Here is a 25,494-nt window from a genome sequence, read left to right as displayed (position 1 = left end):
CCCGCCTACGCCACGACCTCACTGGGCTGCGGCTCGCGCTCGATGCCGGCCGCGGCGTACGCCTCGACCTCGTCGAGCGTCTCCTTCTCCAGCAGGACGTCGGTCAGCGCGTCGAGCCGGTCGCGGTTCTCGCGCAGCGTCCGGAGGGCCTCGGCGTAGCACTCGTCGACGATCCGGCGGGTCTCCTCGTCGACCGCGTCGAGGGTGCTCTGGGCGATGTACTGCCCGGCCGGCTCCGCGCCGTCCGACGGCAGCACTGAGAGCCGCCCGACCTTCTCCGACATGCCCCACCGGCCGACCATCGCGCGGGCGATCCGGGTGACCTGCTCCAGGTCGCTCTCCGCGCCCGTCGTGACGACGCCGAAGACGACGTCCTCGGCGGCCATTCCGCCGAGCGCACCGATGATCCGGCCGCGCAGGTAGTCGCGGTCGTAGGCGTACCGGTCACCATCCGGGGTGGAGACCGTCACGCCCATCGCCCGCCCGTGCGGCACGATGGTGATCTTGCGGACCGGGTCGGCGCCGGGGAACAGCATGCCCAGCACCGCGTGCCCGGACTCGTGGTACGCCGTGCGCCGGCGTTCGTCCTCGGGGATCACGATGCCGCGCGCGGTGCCGAGCTGCACCTTGTCGAGCGCGGCGGTGAACTCCTTGAACCCGATCGTGTCGCGCTCGCGCTTGACCGCCAGCAGCGCCGCCTCGTTGGCGAGGTTGGCCAGGTCGGCTCCTGTCATGCCGGGCGTCATCTTGGCGATCGCGGTCAGGTCGACGTCCGGGGCGAGCGGCAGCCCCTTGGTGTGCACGCGCAGGATCTGCGCCCGGCCGCCGAGGTCGGGCGGGGAGACGGCGATCTGGCGGTCGAAACGGCCGGGGCGCAGCAGCGCGGCGTCCAGCACGTCGGGCCGGTTCGTCGCGGCGATGACCACGACGCCCTCCGACCCGCTGAACCCGTCCATCTCGGTGAGGATCTGGTTGAGCGTCTGCTCGCGCTCGTCGTTGCCGCCGAAGCTGGTGCCACCGCGCGCCCGGCCGATCGTGTCGATCTCGTCGATGAAGATGATCGACGGTGCCGTCTTGCGGGCCTCCTCGAACAGGTCCCGCACACGGGCGGCGCCCACGCCGACGACCATCTCGACGAACTCCGACGCCGCCGCGGAGTAGAAGGGGACGTCCGCCTCACCGGCGACGGCGCGTGCGAGCAGGGTCTTGCCGGTGCCGGGCGGGCCGGTCAGCAGCACCCCGCGGGGGATTTTCGCGCCGAGCCGGCGGTACTTGTCCGGGTGCTTGAGGAAGTCGACGACCTCGGTCAGTTCGTTCTCGACCTCGTCGATGCCCGCGACGTCCTCGAAGGTCGCCCGCTTGGCGTCGGCGCCGACCGGCTTCGGCGTCCGTTTCAGGCTGCCCAGGACACCGCCGCCGCCGGCTCGCCGGGAGATCCACACCATCGCGGCCACCCACAGGCCGACGAAGAGCAGGGTGGGCAGCAGGGACACCACGAGGCTGGACAGCAGCCCACGCGGCTCGTTGATCGGCTTGGCCTGGATGACCACGCCCTTGGCCACCATCTGGGCGTAGACCTGGTCCTGGGCGAAGGAAGGCCGCTCGGTCCGGAAGTCGCGGTACTTCTTGCCCTTGCCGTCGGGCTGCGGCTGGGAGCTCTTCAGCTCACCCTGGATCGAGAAACCCTTGGTGTAGATGTCCTTGACGTTCCCGGCCTGCACCTGCTTGGTGAACTCGGTGTACGGGACCGTGATCTCGGTCTTCTGCCCGGACAGGAATGCCGACAGGTAGCTCGACCCGAAGATCAGCGCGAGCAGCAGCCAGAAGATCCACAGGCGGTTCGGCGGCCGCATCCGCCCCGGGCCGCCCGGGACCTGCGGGCGCCGTCCGCCGGGGACGCCCTCGGAGCGCCACGGCGTCTTCGGGTCCTTCCGCGGCGGGGCGGGGGAATCGCGCCGCGATGACTCTCCGGCCACTTCACGCTCCTTTACGCCTGATTCGGCACAAGGCTATTCGCAGATGCGACCCCTGTGGTCGCCGCCCCGTGCACCGGAGACCCCGCCCTGATCACGGGGTCGGGAAGCCGTACTTGCGCAGGATCGCCTTCGCGGTGGGGGAGCCGAGCCAGGCGACGAACGCCTTCGCGGCCGGGTCGTGCGCGCCGCTGCGGACCGCGGCGGCGAAGTAGGTCGCCGTGACGTTCTGCTGCGCCGGGATCGGCACGCTGCTCGCCGAGATCCCGGCCGACCGCATGTCGGTCACGTAGACGATCCCCGCGTCGGCCTCGCCCGTACGGACCCGGGTGAGGACGGTGCGCGCGTCGGACTCCTCCGACCTCGGCCGTACGGTGACGGCCGCCCTGGCCAGGACCTGGGCGGCGTACCGTCCCACCGGCACGATCGGCCCGCCCAGGACCACGCGCAGGCGGCGGTCGGCGAGGGAGGCGAGTCCCTGGACGTGCTTCGGGTTGCCGGGGGCGACGGCGATGGTCAGGGTGTTGTAGGCGAAGGCGCGGCGGCCGGTGACCTTCCCGGCCACGGTGTCCATGGTCGCCCGGTCGGCGGTGGCCAGCACGTCGGCGGGCTCCCGCTCGTCGACGTCCATGGCGAGCTCCTGGGACCCGGCGAACTCGAACCGCACGGTCGTGTTCTTCTCGGCCGCGCCGTACGCCGTGCCCAGTTCCTCGAACGCCTCGGTCAGCGACGAGGCGGCCAGCACCTTCAGCGTGATCCGTTCGTCGCCGGAGGCGATGCCGCATCCGGCCAGGGCCAGGGCGACCGCGGCGAGGACGACGACGCGCGGCATGGGGGGCATGCGCGCTACTTTAGGGCGGCGCTTCCGCTGTTACCGGGCACAACGCGCCGTCAGCGCAGATATGCGTGTGTCGCCGTCAGGCCGGATATGCATGTGTCTCAGCGGCCTTGACCGCCGCCCAGACGCGGTCGCCCTCGGCGAGGCGGAGCTCGGCGAGCGCGGCGGGCGTGACGTCGGCGGCCGCGTGCACCGGATCCTCCAGATGGACCCGGATCTGGTCCGCGTGGGGTTCGAGACCGGCGACCGTCGCGTGCCAGAGATTGCGGGGGCTGCCGTCGGGCCGCGTACGGAACAGCGCGACGGCCGACGGGGGGAACGCCAGGAAGACCTCCCCGTCCAGGGACTCGGCCGCGTTGAAGGTGACGGCGTCCCCGGCCAGGGTGACGGAGTGGCCGTGGGCCGTTCCCCGGTAGAGGTTCAGGCCGACGAGCCGGGCGACGTAGTCCGTCCGCGGGTGGCGGGCGACGTGCGCCGGAGTCCCTTCCTGCACGACGCCGCCGTTCTCGATCACGACGAGCCGGTCGGCCAGGGCCATCGCGTCGAGGGGGTCGTGCGTGACCAGGACGGCCGCGCCGTCGAAGTCGGCGAGGTGACGGCGCAGCCGGGCACGGACGGCCGGGCGGGTGTGGGCGTCCAGCGCGGACAGCGGCTCGTCGAGCAGCAGCAGCCGGGGCCCCACGGCGAGCGCGCGGGCCAGCGCCACCCGCTGCGCCTGCCCGCCCGAGAGCGTGCGCGGCTTACGGGCGGCCTGGTCGGCGAGGCCGACCCGGTCCAGCCACTCCGCCGCCAGCCGGCGCGCCTCGCGCCGGCGCACGCCGTGACAGCGGGGACCGAACGCCACGTTCTCCAGGGCGGACAGGTGGGGAAAGAGGAGGTAGTCCTGGAAGACCACGCCGACCGGCCTGCGCTCGGCGGGCCGGTCGTGCCACGGCTCCCCGTCGACGCGGATGTGCCCCTCCGACAGCGGCGTCAGGCCGGCGAGCGCGCGCAGCGCGGTGGTCTTGCCCGCGCCGTTCGGGCCGAGCAGCGCGACGACCTCGCCCGGCGCGGCGGTGAGCGCCAGGTCGAGGGTGAAGTCCCCGCGCCGTACGACCAGACGAGCGTCGATCACGAAACCCATCGCCCCCGCAGCCCGGCCAGCACGACCACCGAGACGGCCAGCAGCACGAGGCTGAGCACGATCGCGGCCTGCGGGTCGTTCTCCAGCGCGAGGTAGACCGCGAGCGGCATCGTCTGGGTCCGGCCGGGGAAGTTGCCGGCGAAGGTGATGGTGGCGCCGAACTCACCGAGCGCCCGCGCCCAGCACAGCACGGCCCCCGCGCCCACACCGGGGGCGATCAGGGGCAGGGTGACGCGGCGGAACGTCGTCCAGCGCGAGGCGCCCAGCGTGGCCGCGGCGTCCTCGTAGCGCAGGTCGGCGGCGCGCACCGCGCCCTCCACGCTGATCACGAGGAACGGCAGGGCCACGAACGCCTCGGCCAGCACCACGCCCGCGGTCGTGAAGGGCAGCGTCACGCCGAACCAGCGGTCCAGCCAGCGCCCGGCCAGCCCGTTGCGCCCGAGGGCGAGCAGCAGGGCCACGCCCCCGACCACGGGGGGAAGCACCAGCGGGACGGTGACGAGCGCGCGCACCAGCCGCCGGCCGGGGAAGTCGACCCGCCCCAGCACCCAGGCCAGCGGCACTCCCATCAGCAGGCAGAGCAGTGTGGCGAGCGTCGCGCTGATGAGCGACAGCCGGAGGGCGTCGAGGATCTCGGGACGGGCGAGGCGGGTGCCGAGCGTCGACCACGGCGCGCGCAGCAGCAGACCCGCGAGGGGAAGGACCAGGAAGGCGAGCCCGAGGAGGGCCGGCAGCACCAGCACCCAGGGCGCCCGCCGGTTCACGGTCGCTCGAACCCCGCCTGCAGCAGCGTGGCCTGGCCCTGCTGGGACAGCACCGACTGGACGAACTCCCCGGCCAGGCCGGGTTGTGGTGCCTTGGTGAGCGCGGCGATGCGATGTCTCATCACTGGGGCAGCTCCACGACGACGTTGGTGGACTTCACGACCCCCACGGCGACCACGCCGGGCTCCAGGCCGAGCTCGTCGGCCGCCTCCCGGCTCATCAGGGAGACGACGCGGAACGGCCCGGCCTGGATCTCGACCTGTGCCATCACCCCGTCGCGTACGACGTTGGTGACGATGCCGCGCAGCCGGTTGCGGGCCGATGAGGGCACCGTGCCGCCGCCGTCGGAGGGGGAGCGGACGAATGCCGCCAGATCTGCGCCCGAGACGATCCGGTGGCCCTGCTCGTCACGGTGTGCCGACAGTCGCTCCGAGTCGATCCACCGGCGCACCGTATCGGCGCTGACGCCGAGCAGGGACGCGACCTCACTGATCCGGAACGCCGTCACAACGATCAGTCTATCCCTCGCGAAAACGGCATATAACTCCGATTCCGGGTGCCGGATGCGAGGGGTGATCCCCGTCCGTCCTCGCAGTCGCGGCTCCGGATCAAACGGTGGTGACCACCTGGTCGTACTCCAGGCGCGGGTTGCGGGGGCGCCAGGCGTTCGGGCCGGGCCTGCCGATGTTCACGACGGCGAGCACCTGGTGGCCGCCCTCGGGGAAGAACTCCTTGGCGACCCCCTCGGCGTCGAAGCCGCCCATCGGCCCGGCCGCGAGGCCGGCGGCGCGCACGCCGATGATGAAGTAGCCGACCTGGATCGCGCCGTTGAAGGCGGCCATCCGGGAGCGGGCCTCGGGCGCGCCGTGCAGGCCGTCCCGGGCGTCCGGCTTGTGCGGGAAGACCGTCGGCAGGTGCTCGTGGAAGTCGCCGTCGGCGGCGAGGACCGCCACCAGCGGCGCCGCCGCTGTCTTGGCCTTGTTGCCCTCGGCCATGTGCGCGACGAGGCGCTCACGGGCCTCGGGCGAGCGTACGAGCACGACGCGCAGCGGCTGGGTGTTCATCGACGTCGGCGCCCACTTGACGAGGTCGTAGATGGCGCGCACCTGGTTTTCCGACACCGGCTCGTCCGTGAAGGCGTTGGCCGTACGGGCCTCGCGGAACAGGATGTCCTGGGCGGTCGCGTCGATGCTCAGCAGGTCGCTCACGGTGTCCTCCTTCGTCGGTCCGGTGGCCGTTCCACCGACGGAAGCGAGAACAATGATTGAAACTTCAATCATCCGGGTGGCCGAGTGATCCGGCTCACACACGCCGAGCGGCCGCTCCTACAGCGCCAGGCCGAGGGTGAACAGCGCCCCGAAGATGATCTGCAGGCGCCCGGTCTCCCCGAGCACGGCGATCAGGTCCCGGCCCTTCGCGCCCCGCAGGACCCGGCGGTTGGGCGCGATCGCCCACAGCGCCGACAGCAGCGCCAGGATGGCCCACGGCCGGGACACCGCGACGATCACCACGCACAGGAACGCCCCGGCGCTGCACCCGGTGTACAGCAGGCGCGTGCGCCCGTCGCCGAGCAGCACCGCGAGAGTGCGCTTGCCGGACGCGGCGTCGGTGGGGATGTCGCGCAGGTTGTTGACGACCAGCATCGAACACGACAGCAGCCCGACCGGCACCGCCGCCACCCACGCCGCCCACGGCAGGGTCTCCAGCTGCACGTACGCCGTGCCGACCACCGAGACCAGCCCGAAGAAGACGAACACCGACAGCTCGCCCAGCGCCTTGTAGCCGTACGGCCGGGATCCGCCGGTGTAGAACCACGCCGCCGCGATCGCCACCGCGCCGATCAGCACGAGCCACCAGGTGGTGACGGCCGCGAGGACCAGCCCCGCCACCGCGGCGAGCGCGAAGCAGCCGAACGCCGCGACGAGGACCTGCTTCGGCGGCGCGACCTTCGAACCGACCAGCCGCATCGGCCCGACCCTCACCTCGTCGGTGCCGCGGATGCCGTCGCTGTAGTCATTGGCGTAGTTCACCCCGATCTGCAGCAGCAGGGAGACGAACAGCGCGAGCAGCGCCCGCCACCAGACGAAATGGTCATAACCGATCGCCACGCCGGTACCGACGGCGACGGGAACGATGGAGTTGGGGAGGGTTCGGGGCCGCGACCCGGCGACCCACTGGGAGAGGGTCGCCACTATCGCCCTTTCTCGGAGCTGATGATCATGCGGGTGATTCTCCCGGATCCGTGCCACGACGCAGCCTCAGGGTCAGGAGAAGGCCGATCGCCAGCAGTCCGGCGGTGGCGAAGGCCGCGCGGTCGGTGGCCACGGCCAGGCTCTCGTCGGCGGCCCGGGACAGCCGAGGGTCGTCCCGGCGCAGGTCGCCGGCGAACGTCCCGGCGCTGTCGCGCAGCCGCTCCGCGTACGCCGCGCCCTGCCCGGCCGGCAGGCCCGCGTCGCGGAGCCGGGCCGTCATCGCGTGGCTCAGCCCGACCGCGAACACCGCGCCGATCAGCGCGATCCCCAGCGCCGACCCGACCTGCCGGGCCGTCGACTGGGTTCCGGAGGCGAGGCCCGCGCTGGCGGGTGGGACGTCGCGCAGCACGATCCGGGTGAGCTGCCCGGTCGTCAGGCCGAGGCCGATGCCGTACACCAGCATCCACGGCGCCAGCTGGAACCCGGTCGTGTCCGCCCGCGTGGTCAGGCCGATCAGCGCGGCCGCGATCACCTCCAGGGCCATCCCGGCCTGCAGCATCAGGGCGGCGCCGAGACGGCGCGAGAGCCGCGCCGACAGCCCCCCGGCGAGGAAGGTACCGACGGCCAGCGGCAGGATCGCCACGCTGACCTGCAACGGGGAGTTCCCGTGCACGTCCTGGAGGAACAGCGGCAGGACGAACATCAGCCCGAGCTCCCCGACGCTGATGAGGGAGGCCGCGGCGCTGCCGCGCCGGAAGTCCGGGATGCGGAACAGCGACAGGTCGAGGACGACCGGCCGCCCCGCCGCCGCCCGTGCCCGCTCCACCGCGACCAGCGCGCCCAACATGAGGACTCCGGCCACCAGAGCCACCGGGACCGGCGAGACGCCGGTGTCCGGCCAGCGGACCGGGCCGGCGGAGAACGGACGGGTGGGCGACCACCAGCCGTACCGCTGCCCCTCGATCAGCGCGAAGACCACCGCCGCGAGGCCGGCCGTGCTCAGCACCGTGCCCGGCCAGTCGCCGACGCGGCGCACCGCCGGATCACGGGTCTCGGGTACGAGCAGCAACGTGCCGGCGACGATCGCCGCCCCGAGCGGCAGGTTCACGCCGAACGCCCAGCGCCAGCCGTACGACGTCGCGAGCCAGCCGCCGAGCAGCGGGCCCACGGCGGCCATGCCGCCGATGAGCGACCCCCAGATCCCGAACGCGACGGCCCGGTCCCGCCCGGTGAAGACGGCCGTCACCGTCGACAGGGTCGCGGGCAGGATCATCGCGGCGCCGACCCCCTGCAACGCCCGGGCCGCGACCAGCGCGGGCCCGCTGCCGGCGCGGGCCGCCAGCAGGCTCGCCGCGACGAACACGACGGTGCCGAGGACGAGCATCCTGCGCCTGCCGTACGCGTCGCCCGCCCTCCCGAAGGGGATCAGCAGCGCCGCGAACACGAGCGAGTAGATCGAGGTGATCCACTCGGCGTCGGTCGTGGTCAGCCGCAGATCCGTCACGATCCTGGGGAGCATCACGTTGACGATCGTGGCGTCGACGATGATCAGGGAGACCCCGAGGCTGATGACCACCATGCCCAGCCACCGGCGGCGTCCGGGCGAGCCGGTCGCGGACGCGGGCAGGAGGGGGGCCGAGCGCAAGGTCATCGAGGTGTTCCAAAGCGGTTTATTCGATCCTGAATCGTTCGGCGTCAAACCTACCCCCGCTCTTTCCGGCTCCTCCCGGGCCCCCTCCGGCGCCCTGCCGACTTTCGATCCCCGCTGGCCCCGGGAGCCCTGAGCACAGAGAATGGCTGCCGTGCGCACCTCTGAGGCCGACCTCGAACGCATGTCGCTGTCCCGCCTGCTGGCCGTCGCCGGTCACGTCGTCGCCATGCGCTGGCAACGGCTCATGGGAGGTTACGGCCTCACCCCGCACGGCCTGGCCGTCCTCGCCTCCCTTGAGCGCGGATCGGCGCTCACACAGCGCGAACTCGCCAAAGGATGCGGCGTCGCCCCCTCGACACTCAACCACACGGTGGACCACCTCGAGCGTTCGGGCTGGATCGAGCGGCGGCGCGACGTCACCGACCGCCGCCTCGTACGCCTCGCGCTGACCGAGACGGGGCGCCGGCAGCTCCGGCAGGCCCAGGACGCGGCCGGCAGCCACATGGAGCCCATGCTCGACCACCTGCACCCGGCCGACGAGCGGATCGTGCGCGGCTTCCTCCTCGCCACCGTGCTGCGCTTCCAGGCTCTGGACGACGCCGCCGAAGACACTCTCGGCTACCCGGCCGCGCCGGAGACCGAGCGCTTCTGACAGGCGCGCGCACCCCGCACCGGATCACCGGAATCTGTCCCCTGGCGGTGTTAGTTTCGGCGCATGTCCTTCGACCTGCTGGAGCACCTTCCCGACGACTGGCGCGCACGTGTGGAGCCGCTGCTCGACCCCGACGCGACCCGGCGTCTCAGCGACTTCGTCGCCGCCGAGTACGCCGCCGGCACCGTCTACCCGCCGCTGCCCGACCTGTTCAGCGCCTTCCGCCTGTGCGCGCCCGATGACGCACGGGTGCTCATCCTCGGGCAGGACCCCTACCACGGTGCCGGTCAGGCGCACGGGCTGAGCTTCAGCGTGCGGCCGGGCGTGCGGATTCCGCCGTCGCTGCGCAACGTCTTCAAGGAGCTCCACGACGACCTCGGCGTTCCCGTGCCGACCACGGGAGACCTGACGCCCTGGGCCGAGCGCGGGGTGCTGCTGCTCAACGCGGTGCTGACCGTGCGCGCCGGGAAGGCGGGCTCCCACGCGGGGAAGGGCTGGGAGGAGTTCACCGACGCCGTGATCCGGGCACTCGACGCCAAGAGCGAGCGGGTGGTGTTCGTCCTGTGGGGCGCCTACGCCCGCAAGAAGCGCGACCTCGTCACCGGCTCGCAGCACGTCGTGTTCGAGGCGGGCCACCCCAGCCCGATGAACCCCCGCGGTTTCCTCGGCAGCCGGCCGTTCAGCGCGGTCGACAAGGCCCTGGCCGACGCGGGCCTCCCCGAGATCGACTGGACCCTCGAAGCGTCGGCGTGACAGAACTCGGTGGCCGCACCGCCGGGTGCGCGGGTGGTGCGGCCGACGGCCGGGAGCGGGATCGTCCTCCCGTGTAGCCGAATCAGGCGATCGCGGTGTGGAGGCGCACCATCGCGACCGGCTCGCCCATGTCCACCTTGCTGTGCGCGCCGTCGGGTGCCCAGCCCGCCGAGGTCAGGAAGGCGCGCAGCGTCTCGTCCGCCGCGAAGAGCCAGGTGACGGCCGTCGTGCAGCCGTCCTCGCGCAGATGGTCCACGGTGGCGGAGAGCAGGCGGCTGCCGTGCCCGGCACGCCCGTGGGCCGGGTCGATGAGCAGGGTCAGCAGCTCACCGGTGGCCTGCGGGTCCTGGTCGGAATCGCCCGCCGGGGCGTGTGCGGCGAACCCGGTGATGACCCCCTCGTCCACGGCGACCAGCAGCCGGTGCCGCGGGCTCGGCGGCGCGGCAACCGCCTCCGCCCAGCGCTCACGCCACAGGGCGGCCGCCTCGGAGCCGGTCATCTCGGCCAGCGCCGCGTCGGGGATGACACCGCGATACCCCTCGCGCCAGGCCCGTACCTGGATGTCCGCGACGGCGGCCACGTCTCCTGGATACGCCGCTCGTACCCCCACCACGCCCACCGGTGCCGACCCCCGCTTCCGTCACGTCCTGTATGCCGACGACCGTACCGCCCTTCCGCCGACCCACCGATCGCCGACCTTCGTGTTGAGAGTTGCGATCGGTCGGTCGGCGCGCGGCTTTCATCGTCGTCAGGCGTAGAACACTGGAGCTGCGAGGATCCCGTCACTTAGAGTCTTCACAGACGGCGACGGGGAGGTGGCATGGGGGCTTCGACGATGGGCGACGACTTCGCGATCCGAGCCACCGGTCCGGCGACAGAGGGGGGCCGGCTCTCACTTTCCGAGGTGGCCCGTATCGCCGGCGGCGTGCAGGCCACACTCGAGCGCCTCGCGTTGTCCCTCAGCGGCGGTGCTGTGACGCCTGGACGGCGCCCGCGGGAGATCGTCGACGCTGTGCGCCTCGACTTCGTCGGGTTCGCCGCGGGCTCAGCCGTCCTGAAGCTTGCCAGAGGACACGACACCGAGCTTCTTGAACGGTCTCTCGACGCTCTACGAGTCGGGGCAGAGGAGATACGCCGAAACCCCGGCAGGGTTCCCCGGCATTTCACCCAGCAGGTGATAACCGGGCTCCGTGCGCTATCTGGGGGTGTCGGCTCGGGTGGTATTTCCAAAATCGAGCTTCTGGCGCGTAATGTACCGATTTGCTCGATAGATGAGGAGTTTCGGGACCTGCTACATCGGCTCGAGAGGTCGACGACAGAGGAGGAGGTGACCGTTGTCGGCCGATTGCATATGGGGGATCTCTCTCCTGCTTCCCTGCGTTGCCGTATAGACACATTCTCGGGGAGTATCCTATGTGACTTTGACGCCGGGATGAGAGACGCCGTATTGGACGCGATGGACCAGCTGGTGATGGCGAGCGGCACCGCCGAGGTGCAGCCGGATGGATCGACGGTGCGGTTGTTGCACATCGAGGATCTTTCCGTCGTCCGCGAAACTCGCTCAAAAACGCTCGCGACGCTGGCGCGAGAGCAGGGCATCGCCCCGGTCAGAGGGGCGACGGAGTTGCACGGGGGCGAGGCCATCGACGACTTTGAAGACTTCCTTGCCGCCGTCAGGTCGGCAAGGCGCGACTGACCCATGGACCATGTCGTCGTCGACACGGACGTGTTCTCATACTTGTTCCAAGGTGTGAATACCTCCGACTATGAACCGCACCTCAAGGGCGTCGTTCCGGTGCTCTCGTTCACGACCGTAGGAGAGCTTCACTTCGGGGCCGCAAAGCGAGGGTGGGGTGCCCGACGCGTCACTCAACTGGACGAGGCGATTCGGCGCTACCTCGTGGTTCCGTTCGATGAGGACCTCGCCCGCTTGTGGGGACAGCTCAAAGCGCAGGCCGTGAGGAAGGGGCATCCTCTCGGCGATGCCATGCACAACAACGACATGTGGATCTGCGCGACGGCGATCTTCCATGATGCGCCTCTTCTGACGAACAATGTTCGTCACTTCAGCGGGTTTCCCGGGTTGTCGCTGCTCGCTGCGACGACGGAGTGACGTCAGTCGCCGGAGGTGGCACGGCGGCGGGCGCGGTAGGCGCGGGTCTTGGTCCGGTTGCCGCACATCCGCATCGAGCACCAGCTTCGCGAACGGTTCTTCGACGTGTCGAGGAACGCCCACCGGCACGTCGCCTCCCGGCACACCTTGAGGCGGGGCCAGTCGCCCTCGGCGGCAGTGTTGATGACCGCGGCGGCGAGGGCCGCCAGGCCGCCGCGGACGCCGCCGCGCAGGGGGATCAGCGCAGGGCCGTCGAGGGACACGCGCAGCGGGAGGCCGGCCAGGAGCCGGTCCAGGTCGGCGGGCGGATCCGCCCCGGCCGGGCCGTGATGGCCGAGCATGGCGGACCGGAGGCCTTCGCGGAAGGCGACCGCCATGGCCAGGTCGGACTCGTCGGCGCGCGTGCCGGGCGGCGTCAGCCCGCGCTCCGTCAGCCAGTCGCTCAAGTCGCAGGGCGCGCCGAGGTCGTCGATGTCACAGTCGACGTCGTACGTATTGACGAAGTCCCGTAGCAGCAGGGCACTGTCCGAGCCGCTCATTCACTCTCCCCGTTTCGACACCAGCGTACTTCGATCACCGGTTTCCCGGGCGGTGGCACGGCTCGTTCGCGGCCGCTACGAGGCCGCGGCCAGCGTCTGGGCGAAGCGGGCCGCGCCCTCGGCGAGCTCCGTCTCGCCCGCCGCCGTTCCGTAACTGAGCCGCATGCGGGGCTTCGGCGGCTCCGCGGGGAAGTAGCGGCGGCCCGGGCTGACCAGGACCCCTGCGCGGGCCGCGGCCTCGGCGAGGGCGACGTCGTCGACGCCCGCCGGCAGGCCGACCCACACGTGCAGGCCTCCATGCGGCCGGACGGCGGGGTGCAGCCCGGCCGCCGCGAGCGCGGAGATGAGGGTGTCGCGGCGTCGTAGCAGCGCCTCGCCCACGGTGCGCAGGTGGCGCGGCCAGGCGGGTGAGGTGACCAGTTCGAGAGCGGTCTCCTGCAGCGGGCGGGCGACGAAGAACGATTCGACGACCTGCGCGGACCGGATGCGCTCGGCGACCGGCCCCCGGGCGATCACGGCGGCGACGCGCAGGCTCGGCGCGGTGATCTTGGTCAGCGACGCGATGTGCAGCACCCTGCCGTCCCGATCGGCCGCGACCAGGGGCGGGGGAGGAGGGTCGATCGCCAGATGGCGGCTGTAGTCGTCCTCGACCACGAACGCTCCCGCTGCCCGGGCGACATCGAGCACCTGCGCGCGGCGTGGGGCGGACAGCACCGTACCGGTCGGGTTGTGGAAGGTCGGCTGACACAACAGCGCGCGGGCTCCGGTGGCGGCGAACGCGTCGGCCAGCAGGTCGGTGCGCAGGCCCTCCGCGTCGACCGGCACGGGAACGGGGCGAAGCCCGGCGGCACGGGCAGAGGCCAGAGCGCCCAGGTAGGTGGGCGACTCGACGAGCAGCGGCGCCCCGGGCGGCAGGAGCGCGCGCAGGATCAGGCTGATCGCGGCCTGCCCTCCGCTGGTGATCGTCACGTCCGCGGCGGTGACATCGCCGCCCGCCGTACGCGCGAACCACTCGCGCAGCTCGCGCAGGCCCGAGAGCGGCGGGCGCTCCCACGCGTACGGGCGGCGGGCCGCCCGCGCGGCGGCGGTGGCCAGCGCCCGTACGGGTTGCAGAGCGGGCGCGAGGTAGCCGCCGCTGAGCGCGATCACGCCCTCGGGCGCCTGGGAGAGCAGGCCCACCACACCGTCCGCGTCGACGGTGCGGTCGCCGAGGGCCACCGCCTGCCAGTCCAGGTCGGCCGGCTCGGCCGGCGCGGGCCGGGTCCGCTCGGCGACGTACGTGCCGCTGCCGGGACGGGCGACCACGAGACCTTCGGCGGCGAGCGTCCGGATCGCACGGGCGACGGTGACGGGGCTGACCTGATGGCGGGTCATCAGCGAGCGGCTGGAGGGCAGCCGGTCGCCGGGACGCAGCCTCGCCACCTCGGCCCGTAGCTCCGTGGCGAGGGCGGCGATACTGCTATCGTTGCTCATGAGGAATAAGGATAACGCTACTGTCCGAGGTGCGATAGCGCTGCCTGCGGGATTCGGTGCCGCCGCGCTCGGTGTCCTCGCCTTCTCCTTCACCTTTCCGGCCACCTCGTTCGCGCTGCGCGGTTTCGGTCCGTACCTGATCGGTGTCGGGCGGGCGGGGATCGCGTCCGTCCTCGCCGTCATCGCCCTGCGGCTGATGCGCGCCCCGCGTCCCCGCGGCCGCCAGTGGGCCTCCCTCGGGCTGGTCGCCGCCGGCATCGTCTTCGGATTCCCGATCCTGTCCACGTTGGCCCTCGACCATGGCTCGTCCTCCTCGCACGCCGCCGTGGTGATCGGTCTGCTTCCCGTCGCGACGGCGGTCTTCGCCGTCGTACGGGCCGGTGAGCGCCCCTCCCTTCTCTTCTGGGCGGCGAGCGTGGCGGGCGCGGCGTTCATCGTCGTGTTCACCCTGCGCAACGGTGTGGGGCGCTTCTCCCTCGCCGACGCGCTGCTGTTCGGAGCGCTGCTGGCCGCCGGCCTCGGGTACGCCGAGGGCGGCCGGCTCGCCCGCGAGATGCGGGGTCCGCAGGTCGTGTCGTGGGCCCTCGTCCTGGCCGCGCCGATCACGATCCCGGTCACGGTGGCACTGTCGATCGCCGCGCCCGCGCACTGGAGTCTCCCGGCCGTGGCCGGTCTGGCGTACGTGTCGGGCGTGTCGATGTTCCTCGGGTTCTTCGCCTGGTACGCCGGGCTCGCCAAGGCGGGGGTGGCACGGGCGAGCCAGGTGCAACTCGCCCAGCCGCTGCTCACGCTGCTGTGGTCATGGCTGCTGCTCGGTGAGCACGCCGACGGGAGCACGGTCGTCGCGGCGGCCGGCGTGCTCGTCTGCGTCCTCATCGCCCAGCGAGCCCGGATCGCGCGCGGCGCCCGCCCGGCGGGCGTCGGCGAGTCGGTTCGGCCGGGCGCCACGGCCACGCATGAGGCGGCGAACGGCTGACCTGGCCGATCCGGTCCGAGCGGAGCCGGTCCGAGGAGGTCAACGCCCCTCGCCACCGTCCCGCCGGTTTGCGATGCTCGGTGAAGGCGCGCGCGAAATGGGGTGAACGCTCGCATGACGAGCGGGCTCACGGGTCTTCGCCGAGACCCGGACGGAACGCTCGGCGAAGGTGCTTGCAGAAGGGGACAAAGGCGTCGGAGGGGGCAGGTCAGTACCCCTTCGCCGAGCGTTGTGCCCGCCGCCGGGAGGGAGCGGTCGCCCTTCGTCGGTGATGTGGTCGGGGATGACGATCAAGACAATAAAGCATCGAAAAAGATGCATCAAGATAGATGCATCTAGAGCGATGTATGGTGCCGGGATGAACGGAGTGGAGCTGTTCCTGCTGGGCCGGACCCTCATGAAGATCGGTGAGGAGGCCATGCCGACGGAGGGGTTGCCGAAGTACACGACCAGCGTTCGGACGGTCCTGATCGTGGCGAGCGACATCCTGGGGCACCCGGACAGTGCGATCGGCGAGATCGCCGCCCGTACGGGCCTGCCGCAGAGCCAGGTGTCCGGTGCGGTGGCCCGGTTGCGCGAGGCGGGTTCCATCGTCACGGCGCCCGATCCCCGGGACCGGCGGCGGATGCTCGTACGCCAGGCCCCCGGGGTCTCCGAGCGGGTGGCGGTGGTGCGTTCCACGTCCGTCGACGGCGCGCTGGCCACCGCACTGGGTACGGACGACCCGGAAGAGGTCGCGGAGGTCACCGCCATGCTCGAGACGCTCGCCGGGCGGCTGACGCCGGAGACCCTGGCTCGATTGCGGGTGGAGCCGACTTGACCTCAAGCGTGGTTGATGTTCAACGCTCCTCGGAGACAACGGGTTTTTCCGAGGGGAGTGACCATGCGGGTGATCGAGGTACGAAGGTTCGGCGGTCCTGAGGAGCTCGTCCCGGTCGACAGACCGGATCCCGAGCCCGGGCCCGGGCAGGTCGTGGTGGCGGTGTCCGCGGTGGACACCCTGTTCGTCGAGACGCAGATCAGGTCCGGCCGGGGCGGCGAATGGTTCGGCGTGCGGCCCCCCTACGTGCCGGGCGACGGCGTCGCCGGCGAGGTGAGCGCGGTGGGAGAGGGCGTGGACGCCGCCTGGACCGGACGGCGCGTCGCCACTCGGACTCCCGACGGAGGCTACGCCTCACACGTCGTGGTTCCGGCCGACGGGCTGCTGCCCGTACCGTACGGCCTCGACCTGACCGACGCGGCGGCGCTGCTGCACGACGGGGTGACCGGGCTCGGCGTCTTCGAGGCCGCGCGGGTCCGGTCGGGGGAGTGGGTGCTCGTCGTCGCGGCGGCCGGGGGCATGGGCTCGCTGCTGGTGCAGTTGTCCAAGGCGGCCGGGGCGCAGGTCGTCGCGGCCGCCCGGGGCAAGCGCAAGCTCGACCTGGCCCGTGAGCTGGGCGCCGACGTCGTGGTCGACTACAGCGAGCCGGAGTGGACGGACCGGGTGCGCGAGGGGGCCGACGGCCGGGGGCCGGACGTGGTCTTCGATGGCGCGGGCGGTGAGATCGGCCGGGTCGCGGTCGCGGTCGCGGCGGACGGGGCCCGGATCTCCGCGCACGGCGCGTCCAGCGGCGGATTCGCTCCGATCGACACCGACGAGGCGGCGCGGCGGGGGCTGACCGTGCGCGGGATCCAGGACCTGCAGTTCGGCCCCGAGGAATACCGCCGGCTCGCCGAACGGGCCTTCGACGAGGCGGCGGCGGGCCGGCTCAGGCCGGTCATCGGCCGGACCTTCCCGCTGGAGCGGGCCGCGGACGCCCATGCCGCGATCGAGGCTCGTGAGGTCCTCGGCAAGGCGCTGCTGGTCTGCTGATTCCGCCGTCTTCCACCGGCCGTACGCGACCCGGGTGAATCATCCGTGCCTCGGGCGAACCGGCGGGCGGTCCGACGCGTCCGAGGATCATGGGAGGGACATGACACGTCTGATCGTCCGCGCGGCGGCCTGGGTGTGCGCGCTGGTCCTCGGGGCATCGGTGATCTTCTTCGGGCGCGCCTGGTTCGCCTGGCAGCGGGAGCCGTCGGCGTACGGCACCTCGACCAACGCGCTCTGGGCCCGGCACCAGTGGGTCGGCGAGGCGCACGCCGAGGGCGAATATCGCGCGCTCGCGGACACGCTGCGCCGGAACAGGATCAGTGACGTGTTCTTCCACGTCGGCCCGCTCACCGGCGACGGAGAGATACCGCCGTCCCGGTACGCCCACGCGGGGGAGCTGCTCGCCGCGCTGCGCCGGCTGGCCCCCGAGGTGCGCGCCCAGGCGTACGTCGGGCAGGTGGAACGTTCCGGCGGCGGTCCGCTCGACCTGCGTGCGGCGGCGACGCGGGAGAACGTCCTTACGACCGACCGCGCCCTCCTGGATCTGGGCTTCGCCGGAATCCACTACGACATCGAGCCGATCTACCCCGACGACCGGAACTTCCTCGATCTGCTGACGAACACGCACCGGCTCACCCGGGCCCGTGGGCGGGTGCTGTCGGCCGCGCTGGAGCAACAGACGCTCGCCGACTGGACGCAGCCGCTGTTCCGGGCGGTGCTGCCGCGCGGGAAGGACCACTACCCGCCGCGGCCGACGGCGGCGTACCTGCGCGCGGTCGCCGACCGCGTCGACCAGGTGGCGATCATGACGTACGACTCCGAGGCACCGACACGGGCGCTCGCCGGGCGGCACTTCGCCCACCACACCGAGCGGACGCTGTCGCTCATCGGCGATCGCGTGACCGTCTTCATGGGGGTGCCGACCTACCGGTCGCCGACACCCTGGGCCGAGGATCTACCCACCGCGCTGCGCGGCGTACGGCAGGGCGTCGCCGAACTGCGCCATCGGCCCCGGCGACCGTACGGAGTGGCGGTGTACGCCGACTGGACGACGAATCACCGGGAGTGGGCGGCCTACCGTGCCGGGTGGCCGGCCGAGCCGCACTGACGGTGTTCGCCAGGCCTCCGGAACCGGCCGTCCGCGACCACGTGCGGTCGACCCCGCGAGCACGCTCCGTTCGCGTTCCAGGACCCTCGCGGACAAGGAAATCTCACGATTGCGATACATGCTGCTAAAGCTGGTTAAATGACGTGTCTTTGCAGCTCGGAGCACTTCCCCGCGGATCCCCTGACCGCTCGCGGCCACATGATCGAACCGTCCTCGCGCGGGGAAGGATTTTCGGCGACCGTGGCGCGGATCGCCTCGGCTGGCGGTGTGGGAGGTTCGGGAGAGATGCACATGGAGGACACTGTCCAGGGAGCGGCCCGTCAGCTCCAACAGCTCACGGCCGACTACTCGGGTTGGAGATTCGGGCTGGGCGGCTCCGGCCACTGGTGGGCGGTACGCCGCAACGAGTATCTCCGCGCCCAGAGCAGGGAAGAGCTGGAAGTGAAGCTGCGACAGCATCTCGACGCCCGGCAGGACGCCTGACGGGCGGACGCGCGGATGCGCGCGCCTCGGTGGCCGGTGCGCCGGTCGGGTGGGTGACCGGCGCGGAGAGCCCCAGACCCCTGCCACCGAGGCACGCATCCTCCGCCGGGAGAGGCTCCGCCAGCCCCGCCAGACCCCGGCGGAACCCCGTCCCAATCACTCCAACGTACGAGAGGCCGCCAAGGTTCTCCGGTAACGCCGGTTTTCTGAATCCCGATGCTGAAGGTGACGTCGTCAGAACGTGTACCCCCGAGCGCGTTCTGGCGACGTCTTCCTCATCACGGCCGTTCGCGCAGGCAGCGGGCTCCGGAGCGGGGAGTGCTCCGCGCTCCGAGACGACCCCGGCGAGGACGACACGGGGGTCCCCGCGGCTCCCGGCCACCGCCGATGCCCGGTAAGTTCGGTACATGGCACCCAGCACGAGCGCCCTGCCGCAGGGACGTGACGAGTCCGCGCCCTTCGGCCGGATGCTGACCGCGATGGTCACCCCCATGGCCTCCGACGGCACCGTCGACTACGACGGGGCGGCTCGGCTGGCCGCATATCTGGTCGACGAACAGCGCAACGACGGCCTCGTCATCAGCGGGACGACCGGAGAGTCGCCGACGACGAGCGACGAGGAGGACGAGCGCCTGCTGCGCACCGTCCTCGAGGCGGTCGGCGACCGCGCGACGATCGTCGCCGGAGTCGGCACGAACCACACCGCGCACACGCTGAAGCTGGCGCGCCAGGCCGAGCAGGCCGGCGCCCACGGGCTCCTGGTCGTCACCCCGTACTACAACAAGCCGCCGCAGGAAGGACTCGCGCGCCACTTCACCACGGTGGCCGACGCGACCGGGCTGCCGGTGATGCTGTACGACATTCCCGGCCGTACGGGCACGCCCATCGCCGCGGAGACGCTGCTGCGGCTCGCCGACCACCCGCGGATCATCGCGGTCAAGGAGGCGAAGGGCGATCTGTTCGGGGCGTCCAAGGTGATGGCCGAGACCGATCTGGTCTTCTACTCCGGCGACGACGCGCTGAACCTGCCGTGGCTGTCGGTCGGCGCCGCCGGCTTCGTCAGCGTGGTCGGCCACGTCGTCGGCGCCGACCTGCACGAGATGATCGACGCATTCCTCGGCGGTGACACGCGGCGCGCCACGGAGATCCACCGCAGGCTCGTGCCCGTGATCACCGCCATCATGACCCGCACGCAGGGTGTCATCGCCACCAAGGCGGCGCTGTCCCTGCTCGGGCTTCCCGGCGGACCCGTCCGGCCGCCCCTGGTGGACGCGACGCCGGAGTTCACCGCCGCTCTGCGCGAGGACCTCGTCGCCGGCGGCGTCAAGATCGTGGAGGGTCCGTGAGCGGACCACAGGTTTCCAAGGCATCGCCGGAAAGGCGAGCCGCTGATAGCTAGGAGGGCGCGTGACCAACGCGCATGACCATGCCCCCGCGCGATCCGGCGAGGGGGAGCGGTACTGATGAGTCATCCGCATCCCGGACTGGGTTCACCGCAGCCGCTCGTCCAAGGCGGCCTGCGCATCGTTCCGCTCGGCGGTCTCGGCGAGATCGGCCGCAACATGACGGTCTTCGAGTACGACGGCCGGCTGCTCATCGTCGACTGCGGCGTGCTGTTCCCCGAGACGGAGCAGCCCGGCGTCGACCTGATCCTGCCGGACTTCGACTACATTCGTGGCCGCCTCGACGACATCGCCGGCATCGTCCTCACCCACGGGCACGAGGACCACATCGGCGCGGTGCCGTACCTGTTGCGCGAGCGACGGGACATCCCCGTCATCGGCTCCCGGCTGACCCTTGCCCTGCTGGAGGCCAAGCTCGCCGAGCACCGCATCAATCCGGTCGCGATCCGGGTGGCCGAGGGCGAGAAGCAGTCTCTTGGACCGTTCGACTGCGAGTTCCTCGCGGTCAACCACTCCATCCCGGACGCCCTCGCGGTCGCCATCCGCACGCCGGCCGGCCTCGTGCTCGCCACCGGTGACTTCAAGATGGACCAGCTGCCGCTCGACGGCCGCCTCACCGACCTCGGCGGGTTCGCCCGCCTCGGCGAGGAGGGCATCGACCTGCTGCTGTCCGACTCCACCAACGCCGAGGTCCCCGGGTTCGTCACCAGCGAGCGCGAGATCGGCGTCGTGCTGGGCGACGTGCTCCGCATCGCGGCGAAACGGGTCATCGTCGCCTGCTTCGCCTCGCACGTCCACCGCGTCCAGCAGGTCCTCGACGCGGCGCACGCCAGCGGCCGCAAGGTCTGCCTCGTCGGCCGGTCGATGGTGCGCAACATGGGCGTCGCCCGCGACCTCGGCTACCTGCAAGTGCCGGCCGGGATCATGGTCGACCAGAAGGAGATCGACAAACTTCCCGCCGAGAAGGTCGTGCTGGTCTGCACCGGCTCGCAGGGCGAGCCGATGTCAGCGCTGTCGCGGATGGCCAGCCGGGACCACCAGATCCGGATCGAGGAGGGCGACACGGTGATCCTCGCGTCGTCGCTCATCCCCGGCAACGAGAACGCCGTCAATCGCGTGATCAACGGCCTCACCCGCTGGGGCGCGAAGGTCGTGCACAAGGGCAACGCGCTCGTGCACGTCTCCGGCCACTCCCCGGCCGGCGAGCTGCTGTACGTGCTGAACATGACCCGGCCGAGCAACTTCATGCCGGTGCACGGCGAGTGGCGCCACCTGCGCGCGCACGCCCGGCTGGCCGAGGCCACCGGCGTTCCCGCCGAGAACGTCATCATCGCCGAGGACGGCGTGGTGGTCGACCTCGTCGACGGCAAGGCGTCGATCGCCGGGGTGGTACGCGCCGGATACGTCTACGTCGACGGGCTGTCGGTCGGCGAGATCACCGAGACGTCGCTGAAGGACCGCCGCATCCTCGGTGACGAGGGGTTCGTCTCCGTCGTCGTGGTCGTCGACTCCGAGAGCGGCAAGCCGCTGGGCGGCCCGGAGATCCACGCCCGCGGAGCGGGCATCGACAACTTCGAGCCGGTCATGCCGCGCATCGAGGAGGCCCTGGAGACCGCCGCCGCCGACGGCGTCAACGACATGCACCAGCTGCGGCAGCTCGTACGCCGCACGGTGGGTCGCTGGGTCAACGAGTCGTACGGCCGCCGGCCGATGATCATCCCGGTCATCGTCGAGGTCTGACCCGCCTCCGGTAGCCGGCCCGGACCGGTGCCGTACGGACCGCCCACGCGGTCCCGTACGCCACCGGTTCCGGGCCGCCGACCGCACGGTCGCGCGTACGGCACGGTCACGCGTACGGCACGGTCGCGCACGGGGAGGTCCCGCTCGTACGGTGCGGTCGCGCACGGACGGTGGGGTGGCGCAGGACGGCGAGGTCGCGCGTGTACGGCGAGGTCCCGCACGGACCGCGCGGTCGGGTGCGTACGACGCCGGTTCGGCCTGATGAGGCATGGTCCGGCGACACGCCGTGCCGGCCGAATTCTGGGGCGGGCGGGCGGGTCGCCGCTAGTCTCGCCATCATGGCCACACGTACGCCCGGGGGTGCGAAGGGCTCCTCCTCAGGTACGCGTGGCGGCACGGCGCGAAGGCCCGCGGCCCGTAAGCCGGCGGCCGGGGGCAAGGCGTCGGCCGCGAAGACACCGGCACGCGCGTCGGGGACGCGCAAACGCTCCTCGACAACCCCGAGGCCGGCGGCGCGCTCTCGCGGGCCGCAGCGGCCCGACCCCATCAGCACTCTCTTCCTCGGCTTCTGGCAGTTCGTCGCCCAGATGTGGCTGCTCCTGGCCCGGGCGGTCGGCGGGCTCGCGCGCATGTTCGGGCGCGGCGCCCGCGAGCTCGACCAGGAGCATCGCCGCGACGGGCAGGGTCTCGCCTTCCTCGGCCTGGCCATCGTCCTGGCCGCGGCGACCTGGTTCGACCCGCACACGTGGGCGCTGAAGTACCTCGGGCGGCTGATCCGGGACTGCCTGGGATCGCTGGCCATGGTGCTCCCGCTCATCTGCCTGCTGCCGGCCTGGCGGCTGCTGCGGCACCCGGAGCGCAACGGCGACGTCGGCCGGATCCTCATCGGCTGCGCGGCCCTCATCGGCGGCATCGTCGGCATCGTCCACATCACGCACGGCACGCCGTACCCCAGTGCGGGCGAGCACGCGCTGCAGGGCAGCGGCGGACTGGTCGGCTGGCTGCTGTCCGCGCCGCTGACCAGCACCGTCACCGCCTTCGTCGCGGTCCCGCTGCTGTTGCTGCTGATCGGCTTCGGCGTCCTGGTGATCACCGCGACGCCCGTGCACCGGGTGCCGGACCGCCTCGCCGAGCTGCGGGACCGGATGATGCTGCGCGAGCCGCCGGAGCAGCCGGAGCCGACGGCAAAGAACAAGAAACGGTCTCGCAAGACCGAGGTCGACGTCGGCGAGCACCAGAAGCCGTACGACACGCCCGTCGTCTCCGACCGCGACACGCGCCCCGGCGAGATCTTCGAGGAGGACGACGCGCCGAGTCTCGCCGACGAGCTGCTGGCGCCTCCGGACCCGCCGGCGCTTCCCGCGCCGCCCGACCCGACGCCCGCGCCGCGGATCACCGAGCAGCTCACCCTGTCGACCAGCGCGAAGGGCGACGGCTCCTACTCGCTGCCGGCTCCCGGCGTCCTGAAACCCGGCTCGGTCGTCAAACCGCGCACCAAGGCCAACGACGTCGTCGTGAACGCGCTGTCGGAGGTGCTCGACCAGTTCGGCATCGACGCCCAGGTGACCGGCTTCACCCGGGGCCCGACGATCACCCGGTACGAGATCGAGCTCGGCCCCGCGGTCAAGGTCGAGCGGATCACCGCGCTGGCCAAGAACATCGCGCTCGCCGTCAAGAGCGCCGATGTGCGGATCATCTCCCCGATCCCCGGCAAGTCCGCGATCGGCGTCGAGATCCCCAACACCGACAAGGACATCGTCAGCCTCGGTGACATCCTGCGCTCCCCGGTCGCGACCGGGGACCACCACCCGATGCTCGTCGGCCTGGGCAAGGACGTCGAGGGCCGCACCGTCGTGGCCAACCTCGCCAAGATGCCGCACATGCTCATCGCCGGCGCCACCGGTGCCGGTAAGTCGACGTGCATCAACGGCCTGATCACCTCCATCCTCATGCGGTCGACCCCGGACGAGGTGCGCATGGTCCTCGTCGATCCCAAGCGGGTGGAGCTCACCTCGTACGGCGGGATCCCGCACCTGATCACGCCGATCATCACCAACCCCAAGAAGGCGGCCGAGGCGCTGCAGTGGGTGGTGGGCGAGATGGACCGGCGCTACGACGACCTGGCCGCGTCCGGGTACCGCCACATCGACGACTTCAACAAGGCCGTCGTCGCCGGGAAGCTCACCGCGCCGCCGGGCAGCGAGCGCGTCTACACGCCGTACCCCTACCTCCTCGTGGTCGTCGACGAGCTGGCCGACCTGATGATGGTCGCGCCGCGCGACGTCGAGGACTCCGTCGTGCGCATCACCCAGCTCGCCCGCGCCGCGGGCATCCACCTGGTGCTCGCCACCCAGCGGCCCAGCGTCGACGTCGTCACCGGCCTGATCAAGGCGAACGTCCCGTCCCGGCTGGCGTTCGCGACCTCAAGCCTCGCCGACAGCCGGGTCATCCTGGACCAGCCCGGCGCGGAGAAGCTCGTCGGCCAGGGTGACGCGCTGTTCCTGCCGATGGGCGCCAGCAAGCCCATGCGGCTGCAGAACGCCTACGTCTCCGAGAAGGAGATCTACGCGGTCGTCGAGCACTGCAAGAAGCAGGCCGAGCCCGACTACCGCGAGGACGTCTCCGTGGCGGAGTCGCGCAAGAAGGAGATCGACGAGGACATCGGCGACGACCTCGAGCTGCTCGTCCAGGCGGTCGAGCTCATCGTCTCCACGCAGTTCGGCTCGACCTCGATGCTGCAGCGGAAGCTGAGAGTCGGGTTCGCCAAGGCGGGCCGTCTCATGGACCTGCTGGAAAGCCGCAACATAGTGGGGCCCAGCGAGGGGTCGAAGGCACGTGACGTGCTGGTCAAACCCGACGATCTGCCAGGTGTGATGGCCTCGCTACGCGGTGAGTAGCGATCGAGATCTTGGGGTAGCTGACTTATACCGCGTTGCACGTCGCGTCTCACGCCCGGCCTTCATAGACTGATCGCGGAGCGGGAGGCGACCCGGCGGCGTGGCACCTGAACACCGCCACGAGGTTCCCAGGAGGCGCGCTGTGACCGAGCGAAGCGAGGGAGCCATTCCGCACAGCACCAATGGCCAGGGTGCCGACGAAGGAGGTGCCGTGACCATCGGTGGCACCCTCGCGAAGGCCCGCCAGGAGGCCGGTCTCAGCGTCCCGCAGGTCGCCGGCCGGACCCGCATCCGCGAGACGGTCATCAAGGCCATCGAACGCGACGACTACAGCATGTGCGGGGGCGACTTCTACACCCGCGGGCACATCCGCAACATCGCCCGCGCCGCCGGGATCGATCCCGAGCCGCTGATCCAGGAGTACGACGACGCGCACGGCGGGTCGCCGCAGGCGGTCCGGGTCCGGGAGATGTTCGAGGCCAAGGCCCCGGTGAAGATCCTGGAGCGGCGCTCGCCGAACTGGAGCGCCGCCATGGCGGCCGCCCTGGTCATCGTCGTCGTCTACGGGATCTTCCGGGTCGCCACCGGTGAGGAGAGGCACAAGTCCGCCGAGCGGGCCGCCGCTCCGGCCGCCACCGCCCCGGCCATTCCCCGGCCGTCGCACAGCGCGGCCGTGGCCCAGGCGCCGCGCAAGGAGGTCACCGTCCGCGTCAAGGCCAAGCGGGCCAGCTGGCTGAGCGTCCAGGACGCCAAGGGCAAGCAGCTGTTCAGCGGCGTCATCCGCCCCGGCCAGTCCGAGGAGTGGTCGGCAAAGAAGCGCATCAACCTGGTCATCGGCAACGGCGGCGGGGTGCACCTGACCGTCAACGGCAAGGACCTCGGCTCGCCCGGCCAGGACGGTCAGGTCGTCCGGCTCGGCTTCGGCACGGGAGACCCCCAGAAAGGCTGAGGGCCGCCCGCCGCC

The 25,494-nt window shown here is 71.6% G+C and carries 25 protein-coding genes; 13 read left to right on the top strand and 12 right to left on the bottom strand.

Annotated elements, in window-relative coordinates; translation table 11 throughout:
* Positions 1–5 precede the first annotated feature (5 nt).
* The 9 genes from ftsH to NE236_RS15705 form a co-directional block, all read right to left on the bottom strand.
* A complete protein-coding gene (gene ftsH, locus NE236_RS15740; RefSeq protein ID WP_252842710.1) occupies positions 6–1,976 on the bottom strand; it encodes an ATP-dependent zinc metalloprotease FtsH in 1,971 nt (656 codons plus the stop codon).
* Between the two features lie 91 nt (positions 1,977–2,067).
* Positions 2,068–2,814, bottom strand: a complete 747-nt coding sequence (gene modA, locus NE236_RS15735; protein ID WP_252842709.1) for a molybdate ABC transporter substrate-binding protein — start codon at positions 2,812–2,814, stop codon at positions 2,068–2,070.
* 76 nt (positions 2,815–2,890) lie between these two features.
* The gene (locus NE236_RS15730) at positions 2,891–3,934 is read right to left on the bottom strand and encodes an ABC transporter ATP-binding protein (RefSeq protein ID WP_372494351.1); all 1,044 of its coding nucleotides are present in this window, start codon (positions 3,932–3,934) and stop codon (positions 2,891–2,893) included.
* Entirely contained in the window at positions 3,922–4,698 is a 777-nt protein-coding gene (gene modB, locus NE236_RS15725) for a molybdate ABC transporter permease subunit (protein WP_252842707.1), read from the bottom strand. Before modB ends, NE236_RS15730 begins: the two co-directional genes overlap by 13 nt.
* On the bottom strand, positions 4,695–4,820 hold the full coding sequence (locus tag NE236_RS43565) for a hypothetical protein (RefSeq protein WP_289850428.1): 126 nt from the start codon (positions 4,818–4,820) through the stop codon (positions 4,695–4,697). Before NE236_RS43565 ends, modB begins: the two co-directional genes overlap by 4 nt.
* The gene (locus tag NE236_RS15720) at positions 4,820–5,206 is read right to left on the bottom strand and encodes a TOBE domain-containing protein (RefSeq protein ID WP_252842706.1); all 387 of its coding nucleotides are present in this window, start codon (positions 5,204–5,206) and stop codon (positions 4,820–4,822) included. Before NE236_RS15720 ends, NE236_RS43565 begins: the two co-directional genes overlap by 1 nt.
* 100 nt (positions 5,207–5,306) lie before the next feature.
* A complete protein-coding gene (locus NE236_RS15715) occupies positions 5,307–5,906 on the bottom strand; it encodes a malonic semialdehyde reductase (protein ID WP_252842705.1) in 600 nt (199 codons plus the stop codon).
* Between the two features lie 117 nt (positions 5,907–6,023).
* A complete protein-coding gene (locus tag NE236_RS15710) occupies positions 6,024–6,890 on the bottom strand; it encodes a 1,4-dihydroxy-2-naphthoate polyprenyltransferase (RefSeq protein WP_252842704.1) in 867 nt (288 codons plus the stop codon).
* A 25-nt stretch (positions 6,891–6,915) separates the two neighbouring features.
* The gene (locus tag NE236_RS15705) at positions 6,916–8,541 is read right to left on the bottom strand and encodes an MFS transporter (RefSeq protein ID WP_252842703.1); all 1,626 of its coding nucleotides are present in this window, start codon (positions 8,539–8,541) and stop codon (positions 6,916–6,918) included.
* Positions 8,542–8,692: 151 nt separating this feature from the next.
* Between NE236_RS15705 and NE236_RS15700 the strand changes: the two genes are divergently transcribed.
* Both NE236_RS15700 and ung read left to right on the top strand, forming a co-directional pair.
* Positions 8,693–9,193: a MarR family winged helix-turn-helix transcriptional regulator gene (locus tag NE236_RS15700; protein ID WP_252842702.1), complete on the top strand. Its 501-nt coding sequence runs from the start codon at positions 8,693–8,695 to the stop codon at positions 9,191–9,193.
* 63 nt (positions 9,194–9,256) lie between these two features.
* Positions 9,257–9,946, top strand: coding sequence for a uracil-DNA glycosylase (gene ung / locus NE236_RS15695; RefSeq protein WP_252842701.1), 690 nt, complete (start codon positions 9,257–9,259; stop codon positions 9,944–9,946).
* A gap of 82 nt (positions 9,947–10,028) precedes the next feature.
* Here ung and NE236_RS15690 read toward each other — a convergent pair whose 3' ends face one another.
* Complete coding sequence (locus NE236_RS15690; RefSeq protein ID WP_252842700.1) at positions 10,029–10,526, bottom strand: GNAT family N-acetyltransferase; 498 nt, start codon at positions 10,524–10,526, stop codon at positions 10,029–10,031.
* A gap of 240 nt (positions 10,527–10,766) precedes the next feature.
* Here NE236_RS15690 and NE236_RS15685 point away from each other — a divergent pair, with 240 nt between their 5' ends.
* Both NE236_RS15685 and NE236_RS15680 read left to right on the top strand, forming a co-directional pair.
* Positions 10,767–11,642 (top strand): hypothetical protein, encoded by an 876-nt coding sequence (locus NE236_RS15685; RefSeq protein ID WP_252842699.1) that lies wholly within the window; start codon positions 10,767–10,769, stop codon positions 11,640–11,642.
* A 3-nt stretch (positions 11,643–11,645) separates the two neighbouring features.
* The gene (locus NE236_RS15680; protein WP_252842698.1) at positions 11,646–12,059 is read left to right on the top strand and encodes a type II toxin-antitoxin system VapC family toxin; all 414 of its coding nucleotides are present in this window, start codon (positions 11,646–11,648) and stop codon (positions 12,057–12,059) included.
* Between the two features lie 2 nt (positions 12,060–12,061).
* On the opposite strand, the gene NE236_RS15675 is transcribed toward NE236_RS15680, so the two are convergent.
* Both NE236_RS15675 and NE236_RS15670 read right to left on the bottom strand, forming a co-directional pair.
* A complete protein-coding gene (locus NE236_RS15675; protein ID WP_252842697.1) occupies positions 12,062–12,598 on the bottom strand; it encodes a CGNR zinc finger domain-containing protein in 537 nt (178 codons plus the stop codon).
* Between the two features lie 75 nt (positions 12,599–12,673).
* Positions 12,674–14,071, bottom strand: a complete 1,398-nt coding sequence (locus NE236_RS15670; protein ID WP_252842696.1) for an aminotransferase-like domain-containing protein — start codon at positions 14,069–14,071, stop codon at positions 12,674–12,676.
* Between NE236_RS15670 and NE236_RS15665 the strand changes: the two genes are divergently transcribed.
* The 9 genes from NE236_RS15665 (at position 14,070) to NE236_RS44495 (ending at position 25,479) form a co-directional block, all read left to right on the top strand.
* Complete coding sequence (locus tag NE236_RS15665) at positions 14,070–15,047, top strand: DMT family transporter (protein WP_252842695.1); 978 nt, start codon at positions 14,070–14,072, stop codon at positions 15,045–15,047. The genes NE236_RS15670 and NE236_RS15665 overlap by 2 nt on opposite strands.
* A 358-nt stretch (positions 15,048–15,405) precedes the next feature.
* Complete coding sequence (locus NE236_RS15660) at positions 15,406–15,867, top strand: MarR family transcriptional regulator (protein ID WP_252842694.1); 462 nt, start codon at positions 15,406–15,408, stop codon at positions 15,865–15,867.
* Between the two features lie 63 nt (positions 15,868–15,930).
* Positions 15,931–16,899 carry a zinc-binding dehydrogenase gene (locus NE236_RS15655; protein ID WP_252842693.1) on the top strand — a complete coding sequence of 323 codons (969 nt, stop codon included), beginning with the start codon at positions 15,931–15,933 and terminating at the stop codon, positions 16,897–16,899.
* Positions 16,900–16,999: 100 nt separating this feature from the next.
* Positions 17,000–18,007 carry a glycoside hydrolase family 18 protein gene (locus tag NE236_RS15650; RefSeq protein ID WP_252842692.1) on the top strand — a complete coding sequence of 336 codons (1,008 nt, stop codon included), beginning with the start codon at positions 17,000–17,002 and terminating at the stop codon, positions 18,005–18,007.
* 291 nt (positions 18,008–18,298) lie between these two features.
* Entirely contained in the window at positions 18,299–18,490 is a 192-nt protein-coding gene (locus NE236_RS15645; RefSeq protein ID WP_252842691.1) for a hypothetical protein, read from the top strand.
* Between the two features lie 407 nt (positions 18,491–18,897).
* Positions 18,898–19,836: a 4-hydroxy-tetrahydrodipicolinate synthase gene (gene dapA / locus NE236_RS15640; RefSeq protein WP_252842690.1), complete on the top strand. Its 939-nt coding sequence runs from the start codon at positions 18,898–18,900 to the stop codon at positions 19,834–19,836.
* A gap of 117 nt (positions 19,837–19,953) precedes the next feature.
* A complete protein-coding gene (locus NE236_RS15635; protein ID WP_252842689.1) occupies positions 19,954–21,633 on the top strand; it encodes a ribonuclease J in 1,680 nt (559 codons plus the stop codon).
* 338 nt (positions 21,634–21,971) lie between these two features.
* Positions 21,972–24,530, top strand: a complete 2,559-nt coding sequence (locus tag NE236_RS15630) for an FtsK/SpoIIIE family DNA translocase (protein WP_252842688.1) — start codon at positions 21,972–21,974, stop codon at positions 24,528–24,530.
* A gap of 211 nt (positions 24,531–24,741) precedes the next feature.
* Complete coding sequence (locus NE236_RS44495; RefSeq protein ID WP_252842687.1) at positions 24,742–25,479, top strand: helix-turn-helix domain-containing protein; 738 nt, start codon at positions 24,742–24,744, stop codon at positions 25,477–25,479.
* The last annotated feature ends 15 nt before the right edge of the window (positions 25,480–25,494 follow it).

It is taken from the genome of Actinoallomurus purpureus (assembly GCF_024055795.1).
In the GTDB taxonomy this organism is placed as follows: domain Bacteria; phylum Actinomycetota; class Actinomycetes; order Streptosporangiales; family Streptosporangiaceae; genus Actinoallomurus; species Actinoallomurus purpureus.
The sequence above is the reverse complement of the archived record's forward strand: the minus strand, read 5'-3'. Positions and strand labels throughout refer to the sequence as shown.